Source organism: Stappia sp. TSB10GB4 (assembly GCF_900185745.1).
Taxonomy (GTDB): Bacteria; Pseudomonadota; Alphaproteobacteria; order Rhizobiales; family Stappiaceae; genus Stappia.
This window is the reverse complement of sequence record NZ_FYAV01000073.1, coordinates 1-13,478: the sequence shown is the minus strand read 5'-3', so window position 1 is coordinate 13,478 and position 13,478 is coordinate 1. Positions and strand designations below refer to the sequence as shown.

The 13,478-nt window shown below is 67.8% G+C and carries 9 protein-coding genes; 8 read left to right on the top strand and 1 reads right to left on the bottom strand.

Annotation, left to right across the window (positions count from 1 at the left end; translation table 11 throughout):
• Positions 1–5: 5 nt before the first annotated feature.
• From secF to TSB10GB4_RS20980, 3 genes are all read left to right on the top strand, one after another.
• Complete coding sequence (secF, locus tag TSB10GB4_RS23890; protein WP_186397324.1) at positions 6–977, top strand: protein translocase subunit SecF; 972 nt, start codon at positions 6–8, stop codon at positions 975–977.
• Between the two features lie 21 nt (positions 978–998).
• A complete protein-coding gene (locus TSB10GB4_RS20985) occupies positions 999–1,397 on the top strand; it encodes an Mth938-like domain-containing protein (protein ID WP_186387961.1) in 399 nt (132 codons plus the stop codon).
• Positions 1,398–1,469: 72 nt separating this feature from the next.
• The gene (locus TSB10GB4_RS20980) at positions 1,470–2,348 is read left to right on the top strand and encodes a phytoene/squalene synthase family protein (RefSeq protein WP_208984914.1); all 879 of its coding nucleotides are present in this window, start codon (positions 1,470–1,472) and stop codon (positions 2,346–2,348) included.
• Between the two features lie 21 nt (positions 2,349–2,369).
• Here TSB10GB4_RS20980 and trmFO read toward each other — a convergent pair whose 3' ends face one another.
• Positions 2,370–3,782, bottom strand: a complete 1,413-nt coding sequence (gene trmFO / locus TSB10GB4_RS20975; protein ID WP_186397323.1) for a methylenetetrahydrofolate--tRNA-(uracil(54)-C(5))-methyltransferase (FADH(2)-oxidizing) TrmFO — start codon at positions 3,780–3,782, stop codon at positions 2,370–2,372.
• Between the two features lie 140 nt (positions 3,783–3,922).
• Between trmFO and TSB10GB4_RS20970 the strand changes: the two genes are divergently transcribed.
• The 5 genes from TSB10GB4_RS20970 (at position 3,923) to dnaE (ending at position 13,288) form a co-directional block, all read left to right on the top strand.
• Positions 3,923–4,570, top strand: a complete 648-nt coding sequence (locus TSB10GB4_RS20970; protein WP_244570992.1) for a hypothetical protein — start codon at positions 3,923–3,925, stop codon at positions 4,568–4,570.
• A gap of 952 nt (positions 4,571–5,522) precedes the next feature.
• Positions 5,523–6,851 carry a proline--tRNA ligase gene (proS, locus tag TSB10GB4_RS20965; RefSeq protein WP_186387963.1) on the top strand — a complete coding sequence of 443 codons (1,329 nt, stop codon included), beginning with the start codon at positions 5,523–5,525 and terminating at the stop codon, positions 6,849–6,851.
• 90 nt (positions 6,852–6,941) lie between these two features.
• On the top strand, positions 6,942–8,240 hold the full coding sequence (locus TSB10GB4_RS20960; RefSeq protein ID WP_208984913.1) for a lipoprotein-releasing ABC transporter permease subunit: 1,299 nt from the start codon (positions 6,942–6,944) through the stop codon (positions 8,238–8,240).
• A 2-nt stretch (positions 8,241–8,242) separates the two neighbouring features.
• Positions 8,243–8,968, top strand: a complete 726-nt coding sequence (locus TSB10GB4_RS20955) for an ABC transporter ATP-binding protein (protein ID WP_186397322.1) — start codon at positions 8,243–8,245, stop codon at positions 8,966–8,968.
• Between the two features lie 879 nt (positions 8,969–9,847).
• The gene (gene dnaE, locus TSB10GB4_RS20950) at positions 9,848–13,288 is read left to right on the top strand and encodes a DNA polymerase III subunit alpha (RefSeq protein ID WP_186397321.1); all 3,441 of its coding nucleotides are present in this window, start codon (positions 9,848–9,850) and stop codon (positions 13,286–13,288) included.
• Positions 13,289–13,478: the final 190 nt, after the last annotated feature.

Here is a 13,478-nt window from a genome sequence, read left to right as displayed (position 1 = left end):
AGACCATGCTCTTGAAACTGATCCCGGAAGGCACCCGCATCCAGTTCATGCGGTACAGGACCATTTCCTATCCGCTGTCGGCGGTGATGTTCCTCGCCTCTATCGCGCTGTTCTTCTCGGTCGGGCTGAATTTCGGCATCGACTTCCGCGGCGGCACCGTTTTCGAGATGAAGACGATGGAATCGCCGGCGGACGTCGCCTCGATCCGCGCCCAGCTCGGCACGCTCAACCTCGGCGACGTCCAGGTGCAGCAGTTCGGCGGCCCGGACGAGGTGCTGGTGCGCGTGCAGCAGCCGGAAGGCGGTGAGCTCGCCCAGCAGGCGGTGGTGTCGCTGGTGCGCGAGAGCTTCGCCGAAAGCGTCGAGTTCCGCCGCGTCGAGGTGGTGGGGCCGCGCGTCTCCGGCGAGCTCGCCCAGGCCGGCCTGATCGCCGTCGTCGCCTCGCTGGTCGTCATTCTGTTCTACATCTGGTTCCGCTTTGAGTGGCATTTCGCCGTCGGCGCGATCCTGACGACGATCAACGACATCGTCGTCACCATAGGCCTGTTCGTGGTGCTGCAGCTCGACTTCTCGCTGTCGAGTATCGCCGCGATCCTGACGATCATCGGCTATTCGCTGAACGACACGGTCGTCGTCTATGACCGGGTGCGCGAGAACCTGCGCAAATACAAGAAGCAGCCGCTGCCGGACCTGCTCGACCGCTCGATCAACGAGATGCTGTCGCGCACGGTGATGACCTCGCTGACGACGCTGCTGGCGCTCGGCGCGCTCTACTTCTTCGGCGGCGAGGTGATCCGCTCCTTCACCCTGGCGATGATCTTCGGCGTGGTGATCGGCACCTATTCGTCGATCTTCCTCGCCGCGCCCTTCCTGATCCTGCTCAACCTGCGTCCGTCCAACGTCGTTGGCGAGGACGGGGATACGCCGGACGGGGGCGAGGGCAAGGCGTCCGCCGGCGGTTCCGCCGCCGCCGCCTGAGCGAGTCGGGGGCGCGCGGCAATGGCCGGCCGTGGTCAGGGAATCGTGATCCGCAACGCGCATTTTCCCGGCCGTGCGCCGATCGAGGCCTATGGCGAGGGGGGCTTCCGCTTTGCCGGCATGTCGCATCGCGGCTCGATCCTGTGCGTGCCGAGCGGCATCTACGGCTTTGCCGATCTGACGCCGAAGCAACTCGACCGGCAGGCGCTGGAGCGGGTGTTCGAGGAGGCGGCGGAGATCGAGGTGCTGCTGGTCGGCACCGGAGCGGAGCTCGTGCCGCTGACCGCTGACCTGCGGGCGGCGGCGCGCGAGGCCGGCATCATGGCCGACCCGATGTCCACCGGCGCGGCAGTCAGGACCTACAATGTGCTTCTTTCGGAGGGCCGCGCCATTGCGGCCGTCCTGCTCGCGGTCGGCTGAGATGCCGGTTTCTGCCCGCATCGGCGGGCGCCCGGCCTCCCCATTTGCGCTTGCCGCGCTAGGTGTCTCGGGATGATGACCAGGGACGGCACGGCAGCGGATCACTGCCTCTCGCTCGTGCGCAAGCTCGACTTCGACCGCTATCTGTCACTGCTCTACACCGGTGGAGCGGCACGGGACGGGCTTGCCGCGCTCTATGCCTTCAACATGGAGATCGCGCGGGCGCGCGAGATCGTCTCCGACCCGATGCCCGGCGAGATCCGCTTCCAGTGGTGGCGCGACACGCTGGAGGCGCCGGCGGGCGCCGATGTCGACCAGCATCCGGTCGCCGGAGCGATCCGGCAGACGATTGCCGCCAATGCCCTGCCGCTCGCGCCCTTCGTCAACCTGATCGATGCCCGCGTCTTCGACCTTTATGACGACCCGATGCCGACCGTTGGCGATCTCGAAGGCTATGCCGGCGAGACCTCCTCGGTGCTGATCCAGCTTGCCGCGATGGTCCTGTGCCGGGGGCGCGATCCGGGCACGGCGGAGGCGGCCGGCCATGCGGGCGTCGCCTATGCCATCACCGGGCTGCTGCGGGCCTTGCCCTGGCATGCGCGCCGGCGCCAGCTCTATCTGCCGGGCGATCTGCTGGATGCCCATGGCGTCGACCGGGAGGCACTGTTCGCGGGGCAGGCGGGCCCGGAACTCAACGGCGCCATTGCCGATCTCGTCGCCATCGCCCGCCGCCATCTCGACGCCTTGCGCCGGCGCATCGGCGACGTGCCGCGCGAGGCGATCCCGGCCTTCCTGCCGGTCTGCCTGACCGGACCGCTGCTGGCGCGCATCGAACGGCGGAGCGAGGATCCGCTCAACTCCGTCGTCGACCTGTCGCCGCTCGCCAAGCACTGGATCACCTGGCGCTCCTGGCGGCGCGCCTGCAAGGGCTGCCGCAACAGTCTCGGCTGAGCCGGTGCGCGCCGCTCCCGCTTATTCGGCGGCGTCGCGGATGGGCACGGCGGCGGCGATCCAGCGAGCGAAATCCTCGCGCGCCCGGCCGGTCATGGCGAGCTTCTTCGCGCGTGTCTTGTCCTTGCCCTTGAGGCGACGACCGTCCGCGTCGGTCTTCGGCGCCTCGATCGGCGGGAACAGGCCGAAATTCACGTTCATCGGCTGGAACGAGCGCGGGCCCGGCTCGTCGCGCAGGATGTGCCCGCCGGTGATGTGTCCCAGCAGCGCGCCCATCGCGGTCGTTTCCGGCGGCGGCGGGCAGGCTTCGCCCAGCCGCTCGGCCGCCGCGAACAGGCCCGCCATGCAGCCGACGCTGGCCGATTCGACATAGCCCTCGCAGCCGGTGACCTGGCCGGCGAAGCGCAGCTCGGGGCGCGCCTTCAGCCGCAGCGTGCCGTCGAGCAGCTTCGGCGAGTTGAGGAACGTGTTGCGGTGGAGGCCGCCGAGCCGCGCGAACACCGCGTCCTCGAGGCCCGGAATCATCCGGAACACCTCGAGCTGCGCCCCGTGCTTCAGCTTGGTCTGGAAGCCGACCATGTTGTAGAGCGTGCCGAGCGCATTGTCCTGGCGCAGTTGCACCACCGCATAGGGCTTCTCGTCCGGCTTGTGCGCGTTGGTCAGGCCCATCGGCTTCATCGGCCCGTGGCGCAGGGTCTCGCGGCCGCGCTCGGCCATCACCTCGATCGGCAGGCAGCCGTCGAAATAGGGCGTCGTCTCCTCCCACTCCTTGAACTCCGCCTTGGGGGCGGCGATCAGGGCGTCGATGAAGGCTTCGTATTGCGCCTTGTCCATCGGGCAGTTGATGTAATCCTTGCCCGAGCCGCCGGGGCCGGGCTTGTCGTAGCGCGACTGGAACCAGCAGGTGTCGAGGTCGACGCTGTCGAAATGCAGGATCGGCGCGATGGCGTCGAAGAAGGCGAGGGCATCCTCGCCGGTCGCCTCGAGAATCGCCTGCGACAGGGCGGGCGAGGTCAGCGGCCCGGTGGCGATGATGACGCTGTCCCAGTCCTTGGGCGGCAGGCCGGCGATCTCCTCGCGCAGGATCGTCACCAGCGGATGCGCCTCCAGCGCCGCGGTGACGGCGGCAGCAAAGCCGTCGCGGTCGACGGCGAGCGCCCCGCCGGCCGGCACCTGATGCGCATCGGCGCTGGCCATGATCAGCGAGCCGGCGTCGCGCAGCTCCGCATGCAGCAGGCCGACCGCGTTCTGTTCGGCATCGTCCGAGCGGAAGGAGTTGGAGCAGACCAGTTCGGCAAGGTCCTGCGTCTTGTGCGCGTCGGTGCCGCGCACCGGGCGCATCTCGTGCAGCACCACCGGCACGCCGCGCCGGGCAAGCTGCCAGGCGGCCTCCGAGCCGGCAAGGCCGCCGCCGATCACATGTACTGGCTGCATCTCGCTTCACTCTCCGCGCTGTCGTTCCCGGCGGCGGATGCCGTCCGAGCGTGTCCGTTTCAAGGCGCTGACTTAGCGCGTCCCCTTCCATCAGGCAAACGCGGGGAGGATAACAGAGGGGACAACGGCCGGGAGAGCGCATGATTCGCGACGCAAGGGCGGGAGAGCAGCGCATCGTGCCGCGCGGCAAGGTCTGGCTGGCCCTCGGCTGCCTGCTGCTGGCCGGCTGCGCCGGACAGGCCGCCGGCCCGGCGGCAAGCTGGTATGCCGAGCACAACGGCGTCGCGCCGGCTGGCACCCGCATCTATGTCTGCCATGCCTTCGGCTGCGCGCTGAAGACGCCGTTCGATTTCACGCCCGCGCAGATGCGCCGGCTCAAGGCGATCCTGGCGAAGGGGCGCGCCTCGCCGGAGGCCGAACGCGCGGCGATCGCCGAGGCCATCGCCTGGTCGGAGCGGACCATCGGCCCGGTGGTCGGCTCGGACAAGGATGTCGGCGGCCTCGACCTGCACAATGCCGGCGTGCCGGGGCAGATGGACTGCATCGACGAGGCGACCAACACCACCAGCGTGCTGAGCGTCGCGGCCCGGGCCGGCTATCTCGCCCATCACAAGGTCGCAAGCCCCGTGGCGCGCGGCTTCTTCCTCGACGGGCGCTATCCGCATGCCACCGCCGTGGTGCGCGAGACCAAGAGCGGTGCGGCCTTCGCGGTCGATTCCTGGCCGCATGCGAACGGGGTGAAGCCGGAGATCATGCCGCTGGAGGCCTGGTTCGCCGCATCCGGCTGAGACGGGGGGACTCCCCACCCTTTAGCAGGCGGCTTTTGAGAGGTGGTTGGCATCGAAGGCGGTCCTCGTCGCCGCTCTGGCAGCCAATGGGCACCGGGTCGCGCTTACGCTTGCCCGGTGTGACGGCTGAGGGGATGCGAGGTCGGGCCTTCTCCTCGGAGGTCGTCCCGGCCGCAGGCGAAGCCGGAGAGCCGGGAACCAGAGGCACCCTCGGCGGGCGTGAGGCGGGAGGCGTCGCGGGCCGTGCCGGAGGCCTGTTCGGAGGGTCCTCGTCGCCGCTCTGGCAACGAATAGCCCCCGGCTCTCCGGCTTCGCCTGCGGCCGGGGTGACCTCGGAGTGTGGGACGGCGGCAGCGGGGCGACGCGGCAGCCGGGGAGGCGGGCTGTCGCCGGCAAAACACCGTCAAAGCAGCCGGCATGTCCGGCTTTCGATTTTTCGAAAGCGAAACCGGATATTGTCCGGCCAAGCCTGCGTTGTCGGCAAGCTTCCGCGAGCAAACGTGGCCGCAGAAAAGAAAAAAGCAAGGCACAAGGCCTTGCTTACTAGGTTTCGCGTATCACACCTTCGTTCGCCAAAGGCAAAAAAGATCTGTTTCGGCGGGCAGCAGTCAGTTACGACGCGCCAGAAGGCTCTTCCTCCCAAGACTCAGACCGCGATGTCTGTTTTTTGACAAAGTAAGCCTTGCGGCTTCTTGCCTTGTTATGAGAACGGACCATAGCGCATCGTTATCCCCTTGTCACCATTTTGTGCAAGCGCAGCCCAAAATTTTTGCGGGTAGGGGGTTGAAGTCGGACGCCCGCCAACGTCCCGCGCGAAATTCGCGGTTTCGCGCCATCCCGCTCGCCGGCGGGACTTGTGTTTTTCCGGCGCATGCGCTTTCACTGCGCAAACTTCAGGCGTCGCAATTCGCGCGCCGTTCCCGCCAGCCACGCAAGTCCGAGAAGCCAGCCGATGCGTCTGTCCCGCACCTTTCTCCCCATTCTCAAGGAAACGCCGAAGGAGGCGGAAATCGTCTCGCACCGGCTGATGCTGCGTGCGGGGCTGATCCGTCAGGAGGCGGCCGGCATCTATGCCTGGCTGCCGATGGGCCTGCGGGTGCTGCGCAAGATCGAGCAGATCGTGCGCGAGGAGCAGAACCGGGCCGGCGCCCAGGAACTCCTGATGCCGACGATCCAGCCGGCCGACCTGTGGCGCGAAAGCGGGCGCTACGATGCCTATGGCAAGGAGATGCTGCGCATCGCCGACCGCCACGAGCGCGAGATGCTGTACGGGCCGACCAACGAGGAGATGATCACCGACATCTTCCGTGCCTCGGTGCGGTCCTACAAGGACCTGCCGCTCAACCTCTACCACATCCAGTGGAAGTTCCGCGACGAGGTGCGCCCGCGCTTCGGCATCATGCGCGGCCGCGAGTTCCTGATGAAGGACGCCTATTCCTTCGACCTCGACAAGGAGGGCGCGCGCCATGCCTACAACCGCATGTTCGTCGCCTATCTGCGCACCTTCGCCCGCATGGGCCTGCAGGCGATCCCGATGCGCGCCGACACCGGCCCGATCGGCGGCGACATGAGCCACGAATTCATCATTCTCGCCTCCACCGGCGAGAGCGAGGTGTTCTGCGACAAGGCGATTCTCGACCTGCCGATCCCGGGCGAGGACACCGATTTCGACGCCGACCTGACCCCGGTCATCGACGCCTGGACGACGCCTTATGCGGCGACCGACGAGATGCATGACGCCAGCGCCTACGAGGCGATCGCGGAGGAGGCGCGCATGTCGGCGCGCGGCATCGAGGTCGGCCACATCTTCTATTTCGGCACCAAATATTCCGAGCCGATGGGGGCGAAGGTCGCCGGCCCGGACGGTGTCGAGGTGCCGGTGCATATGGGCTCCTACGGCGTCGGCGTGTCGCGTCTGCTCGGCGCGATCATCGAGGCGCATCACGACGAGGCGGGAATCAAGTGGCCGGCCTCGGTCGCCCCGTATCATGTCGGCCTTATCAACCTGAAGCCGGGCGATGCGGACGCGGATGCGGCCTGCGCCGACCTGGAGCGCCAGCTCGCGGCCGCCGGGGTCGAGGTGCTTGTGGATGACGTCGACACGCGGGCGGGCGCCAAGTTCGCGACAATGGACCTGATCGGCCTGCCGTGGCAGCTTATCGTCGGTCCGCGCGGTCTCAAGGAGGGGGTCGTGGAGCTCAAGCACCGGGCGAGCGGCGAGCGCAGCACGGTTTCGCCACAAGAGGCTGTCACGCGTCTGATCGGCGAACTGGCATCCTGAGGCGGTCCGGCTGACCGGGAACGGAGCGGCGGAGGGACGAGTGGCGCAGGGGCGAGTGGCGCAGGGAAACGGTCGGCACGGGGTATTGGAATGAGCGCAGCCGCAAAGCCAGGGACAAGACCGGCGAAGTCGTCCGACACGCCGGCCTTCGCCCGGTTCGAGTGGATGCTGGCCGGGCGCTATCTGCGCTCGCGCCGCCGCGAGGCGTTCATCTCCGTCATCGCCGGCTTCTCCTTCCTCGGCATCATGCTGGGCGTCGCCACGCTGATCATCGTCATGGCGGTGATGAACGGCTTTCGCGGCGAGCTGCTGACCAAGATCCTCGGCATCAACGGCCATCTGCTGGTCCAGCCCATCGGCAGCGAGCTCGACGACTACGACGCCGTCGCCGCGCGCATCGAGAACCTGACCGGGGTGACGTTCACGCTGCCCTTCGTCGAGGGGCAGGCGCTGATTTCCGGCCCCTCGGGGGCGTTCGGCGCCCTGGTGCGCGGCGTGCGCGAGAGCGATCTGGTGCGCCTGCCGCTGGTCGCCAGCACGGTCAGCGTCGGCACGCTGGAGGGCTTCGACGAGAGCGAGGGACTGGCCATCGGCACGCGCATGGCCCGCCAGCTCGGCGTCACCGTCGGCGACATGGTCACCCTCGTCGTGCCGCGCGGCAATGTCACCGCGCTCGGGGTGACGCCCCGGGTCAAGGGCTATCCGGTGCGGGCGATCTTCGAGATCGGCATGTCGGAATATGACGGCACCATCGCCTTCATGCCGCTGGACGAGGCGCAGCTCTTCTTCAACCAGGAGGGCATCGTCACCGGCATCGAGGTCTTCACCACCGATCCGGACAAGGTCGGCCCCATGCGCGCCGCCATCGAGGAGGGGGCCGGGCGGCCCGCCTTCGTCAGCGACTGGCGGGCGCGCAACATGACCTTCTTCTCCGCGCTCGAGGTCGAGCGCAACGTGATGTTCCTGATTCTCACGCTGATCGTGCTGGTGGCGGCGCTCAACATCATTTCCGGCATGACCATGCTGGTGAAGGACAAGGGCCGCGACATCGCCATCCTGCGGACGATGGGCGCGACGCGCGGCACCATCCTGCGCGTGTTCCTGATCACCGGCGCCAGCATCGGCATCGTCGGCACGCTGGCCGGCTTTGCCCTCGGCTTCGTCGTCTGCCTCAATGTCGAGAGCATCCGCCAGGGCATTTCCTGGCTGACCAGCACCGAGCTGTTCTCGCCGGAGCTCTATTTCCTCAGCCGCCTGCCGGCCGACATGGACACCGGCGAGACCATCACCGTCGTGGCGATGGCGATGGTGCTGTCGCTGCTGGCAACGGTCTATCCCGCCTGGCGGGCGGCCAGGCTCGATCCGGTCGAGGCGCTCAGATACGAATGACCATGGCCCGGAAACAACAGCAACAGCAGCCGCCGCATCTCGAAGGGCTGGAGGGCCTGCCCCTGGTGCTTGCCGGCATCAACCGCGGCTTTCGCGAGGGCGAGGGCCGTCTCGACATCCTGGTCGATGCCAATCTGGCGCTGCATCCGGGCGAACTCGTGGCGCTGGTCGCCCCGTCCGGGGCCGGCAAGTCGACCCTGCTGCACATTGCCGGGCTGCTGGAGCGCCCCGACAGCGGCGAGGTCTATGTCGGCGGGCTCGCCTGCGGCAGCATGGACGATGCCGACCGTACGCGCATGCGCCGCACCGAACTCGGCTTCGTCTATCAGTTCCACCACCTGCTGCCCGAGTTCACCGCCCTTGAGAACCTGGTGATCCCGCAGCTCATTCGCGGCCTCGACAAGCGCGAGGCGGAGGAGCGGGCGAGCCAGTTGCTCGACTATATGCGCCTCGGCAACCGGGCGAGCCACCGTCCCTCGGAACTGTCGGGCGGCGAGCAGCAGCGCGTGGCGATTGCCCGCGCCGTTGCCAATGCGCCGCGCATCCTGCTGGCCGACGAGCCGACCGGCAATCTCGATCCCGGCACCTCCAGCTATGTGTTCGACGCGCTGGTGGCCCTCGTTCGCGCCTCCGGCCTTGCCGCGCTGATCGCCACCCACAACATGGAGCTGGCGGGCCGCATGGACCGCCGCATCACCCTGCGCGACCAGCAGATCATCGAGCTCTGACGCTGCCACGGGGGCTCGGCAGGGCGCGTAAAGGCGGCGGGAGAGATATTTCCGAAGGAAACGGCGGAAACGACACGCCGCCGCTAACCCACCCACAGGATGTCATCCCGGTTTCGGCGCAGCCGAAGACCGGGATCCAATAACCCCGAACGGTTCGAGTGAAGCCTCGGCGCTGCCGCCGGAACGCCGGAGGCTGCTAGCTTCGCACACCCACACGCACGGCGGATACTGGATACCTGCCTTCGCAGGTATGACAGCCGAGAGTGGAGCAAGCGCCACCCGCCTCATGCCCGCTGAGGGCGCCAATGGTTCCCGGATCTTCGGCCTTGCGGCCTCGTCCGGGAAGACACCAGGCAAAGGCATCCCGCGTCATGCCCGCCGGGGGCTCCTCTGTGCCTTCGCTCGGGACCGCGCCCGGTTTAACCCTGCGCTAACCATGGGTCGTGCCGCCGAAGTGAGGGGCTTGCATTAAGAACAAAACATGAACATACTCGGATTATCGAAAGGAACTGAGCAAGGGAGGGACCCATGTTCGACGAATTTCACGAGCACTTTCAGGATCTGGCCGCGCTGGCGGCGCTGACCCTGTTCGGCACCACCATGCTGCTGTGGAGCAGCGCCATCGCCGAGTTGCTGACCTCCTGAGGCCTTGCGTTTCCCACGGGTTCGGCGGCCCGCAGGCGCGGCGCGCGCCAGTCTTCGGTGCAGGATGCGCCCTAATCTGGGGATCGGCGGGCAAGGCGGGTCGACATTGGCGGGCGGACGGGAAACACTGTCCGCTCGACCACGACCGGCGGCCGCCTTACCCGATCGCGCAACAGCCCTGATCGCATGCGCGCCGCCCGGCCCCCAACACCGGCAGGAGCGACAGGGCAGACGATGAGCGATCCGGGCTTCGTCCATCTCAGGGTGCATTCGGCCTATTCGCTGCTGGAGGGCGCGCTGCCGATCGGCAAGCTTGTCGGGCTCGCCAACGCCGACGGCCAGCCGGCGCTTGCCATCACCGATACGTCCAATCTCTTCGGCGCGCTGGAATTCTCCGACAAGGCCTGGGGCGCCGGCATCCAGCCGATCACCGGCGTGCAGCTCGCCGTCGATTTCGGCGATGGCGGCGTGCGCAAGGGGCGGGGCAGCGAGCATCTCGGCGACGTGGTGCTGCTCGCGGCGACCGACGAGGGCTATGGCAACCTGATGGACGTGGTCAGCCGCGCCTATCTCGACACCGACCCCTCGATGCGCGCGCATGTGCCGATCACCCGGCTGGAGGAGCGCTCGGCCGGCGTCATCCTGCTCACCGGCGGCGTGCTCGGGCCGATCGGCCAGACGCTGGTCGCGGGCGAGCCCGACAAGGCGCGGGCGCGGCTGACGCGGCTGGCGGCGGCGTTCGGCGACCGTCTCTATGTCGAGCTGCAGCGCCACGACATGGCCGATGAGATCGCCAGCGAGGCCGAGACCATTCGGCTCGCCTATGATCTCGGCCTGCCGCTGGTTGCCACCAACGAGCCGTTCTTCGCCACCGCCGACGATTACGAGGCGCATGACGCGCTGATCGCGATTGCCGAAGGCCGGGTGATCGCCGAGGATGACCGCCGTCGCCTGACGCCCGAGCACCGCTTCAAGACCCGCGCGGAAATGCTTGATCTCTTTTCGGATTTGCCGGAAGCGACGGCGAACACCATAGAGATCGCCCGGCGCTGCCATGCCCGGCCGATGAAGCGCTCGCCGATCCTGCCGCAATTCGCCGCCGCTTCGGTCGATCCGGAGGCCGCCTTCGTCGCCGAGGTCGAGGAGCTGCGCCGGCAGGCGCGCGAGGGCCTTGCCAGCCGGCTGGAGGCGCACGGGCTTGCCGACGGCGTCAGCGAGCAGGATTACTGGGACCGGCTCGACTACGAGCTCGGCGTTATCGAGCGCATGCGCTTTCCCGGCTACTTCCTGATCGTGGCCGACTTCATCAAGTGGGCGAAGGCGCAGGACATTCCGGTCGGGCCAGGCCGTGGCTCGGGTGCCGGTTCGCTGGTTGCATGGTCATTGACCATTACCGACCTTGATCCAATGCGTTATGCGCTTCTGTTCGAGCGCTTTCTGAACCCAGAGCGCGTCTCGATGCCGGACTTCGACATCGACTTCTGCCAGAACCGGCGCGAAGAGGTGATCCGCTACGTGCAGCGCAAATACGGGCGCGAGCAGGTGGCGCAGATCATCACCTTCGGCACGCTGCAGGCGCGCGCCGTGCTGCGCGATGTCGGCCGCGTGCTGCAGATGCCCTATGGCCAGGTCGACCGGCTGTCGAAGATGGTGCCGGCGGTGCCCGGCCAGCCGATCACGCTGGAGCAGGCGATCCGCGACGAGCCGCGCCTGCAGGAGGCGCAGCGCGAGGAGGAGACGGTGGCGCGGCTGCTTGCCATGGCGCAGAAGCTGGAGGGGCTCTATCGCCACGCCTCGACCCATGCCGCCGGCGTCGTCATCGGCGACCGGCCGCTCGAGCAGCTCGTGCCGCTCTACCGCGATCCGCGCTCCGACATGCCGGTCGCCCAGTTCAACATGAAGTGGGTCGAGCAGGCCGGCCTTGTGAAGTTCGACTTCCTCGGCCTCAAGACGCTGACGGTGATCGACACGGCGGTGAAGCTCATCGCCGACAAGGGCATCACCGTCGACATGGCGGGCCTGCCGATGGACGATCCGGCAACCTACCGCTTGCTGGCGGCCGGCGAGACGGTCGGCGTGTTCCAGTTGGAAAGCCAGGGCATGCGTCGGGCCATCGCCGGCATGAAGCCGGACCGGTTCGAGGACATCATCGCGCTGGTGGCGCTGTACCGTCCCGGCCCGATGGACAACATCCCGGTCTACAACGCCGTCAAGCATGGTGAGCAGGAGCCGGACTATCTGCATCCGCTGCTCGAGCCGATCCTGAAGGAGACGAACGGCATCATCGTCTACCAGGAGCAGGTGATGCAGATCGCCCAGGTGCTCTCTGGCTACTCGCTCGGCGAAGCCGACCTGTTGCGCCGCGCCATGGGCAAGAAGATCGCCGCGGAGATGGAGGTGCAGCGGGCGCGCTTCGTCGAGGGCGCGGTCGAGCGCGGCGTCGACAAGGGCCAGGCCGGCACGATCTTCGACCTGGTCGCCAAGTTCGCCAATTACGGCTTCAACAAGTCGCATGCCGCCGCCTATGCGCTGGTCTCCTACCAGACCGCCTGGCTGAAGGCGAACCATCCGGTCGAGTTCATGGCCGCCTCGATGACGCTCGATCTCGGCAACACCGACAAGCTCAGCGACTTCTGCGTCGAGGCCAGGCGCATGGGGATCAAGGTGCTGCCGCCCTCGATCAACCGCTCCGGCGTGCATTTCACCGTCGAGGGCGGGCGGATCCGCTATGCCATGGGCGCGATCAAGGGCGTCGGCGAAGGCGTGATGGAGCACATCATCACCGTGCGCGAGGAGCGTCCCTTCACCAGCCTCGGCAATTTCTCCTCGCGGGTGAATGCCCGCCAGCTCAACAAGCGGACGCTGGAAAGCCTCGTCAATGCCGGGGCCTTCGACGAGCTGGAGCCCAGCCGGGCGCGGCTGATCGCCGGCCTCGACCGCATCATCGGCGTCGCCCAGCGGACCGACGAGGAAAAGACCAGCGGCCAGAACGACATGTTCGGCGGCGGCGAGGAGGGCGAGGAGGTCTATCTGCCCGACGCGCAAGCCTGGCTGCCGGAGGAGCAGTTGCAGCGCGAGCAGGCGGCCATCGGCTTCTATCTCTCCGCCCATCCGCTCGATGCCTACCGGCCGCTGCTGGAGCGCATGCGGGTGCAGATGTGGAGCGAGTTCTCGCAGGCGGTGAAGCAGGGCGCCTCCGCCGGCCGGCTTGCCGGCACGGTGCTGTCGCGCCAGGAGCGCAAGACCCGCTCGGGCAATCGCATGGGCATCGTCCGCCTGTCCGATCCCACCGGCCAGTTCGAGGCGCTGCTGTTCTCCGAGGCGCTGGCCCAGTTTCGCGACGCGCTGGAGCCGGGCACCTCGGTGGTGCTGCTGGTCGGGGCGGACATGCGCGACGACGAGCCGAGCCTGCGCATCCAGTCGGTGCGGCCGCTGGAGGAGGAGGCCTCGCGGGTGCAGAAGAGCCTCACCGTGTTCCTGCGCAGCGAGCAGGCGGTTCACCGCCTGTCGCGGCATCTGGGCGAGCGCGGCGACGGCGAGGTCAGCGTCGTGGTGCTGTGCGGCGACGGCAACCGCGAGGTCGAGGTGAAGCTGCCCGGCGGCTACCGCCTGACGCCGCAGATGGCCGGCGCGGTCAAGACGCTTCCCGGCGTCGTCGAGGTGCAACTGGCGTGATCCGGCCGGGCAGGGGGCGGGCCGACCTCCGAGAGGGTGGCACGGCCGTGCCTCCCCCTCGGCCGTCATCAACTCATATCGTTGAGGTGGTCTCTCGTTCTGGCGTTGAGGATGACGACGATCTTTCGCATGAGGGCTGTGAGGGCGACGATTGGCTTCTTTCCGTTTGCGATCAGCCTGTGGAAGACGG

What these genes read in the sequence shown, in the direction of transcription:
- dnaE (WP_186397321.1), top strand. Translation starts at nt 9,848, where the DNA reads ATGAGCGATCCGGGCTTCGTCCATCTCAGGGTGCATTCGGCCTATTCG.
- secF (WP_186397324.1), top strand. Translation starts at nt 6, where the DNA reads ATGCTCTTGAAACTGATCCCGGAAGGCACCCGCATCCAGTTCATGCGG.
- TSB10GB4_RS20955 (WP_186397322.1), top strand. Translation starts at nt 8,243, where the DNA reads ATGGCCCGGAAACAACAGCAACAGCAGCCGCCGCATCTCGAAGGGCTG.
- proS (WP_186387963.1), top strand. Translation starts at nt 5,523, where the DNA reads ATGCGTCTGTCCCGCACCTTTCTCCCCATTCTCAAGGAAACGCCGAAG.
- TSB10GB4_RS20980 (WP_208984914.1), top strand. Translation starts at nt 1,470, where the DNA reads ATGATGACCAGGGACGGCACGGCAGCGGATCACTGCCTCTCGCTCGTG.
- trmFO (WP_186397323.1), bottom strand. Translation starts at nt 3,782, where the DNA reads ATGCAGCCAGTACATGTGATCGGCGGCGGCCTTGCCGGCTCGGAGGCC.
- TSB10GB4_RS20970 (WP_244570992.1), top strand. Translation starts at nt 3,923, where the DNA reads ATGATTCGCGACGCAAGGGCGGGAGAGCAGCGCATCGTGCCGCGCGGC.
- TSB10GB4_RS20985 (WP_186387961.1), top strand. Translation starts at nt 999, where the DNA reads ATGGCCGGCCGTGGTCAGGGAATCGTGATCCGCAACGCGCATTTTCCC.
- TSB10GB4_RS20960 (WP_208984913.1), top strand. Translation starts at nt 6,942, where the DNA reads ATGAGCGCAGCCGCAAAGCCAGGGACAAGACCGGCGAAGTCGTCCGAC.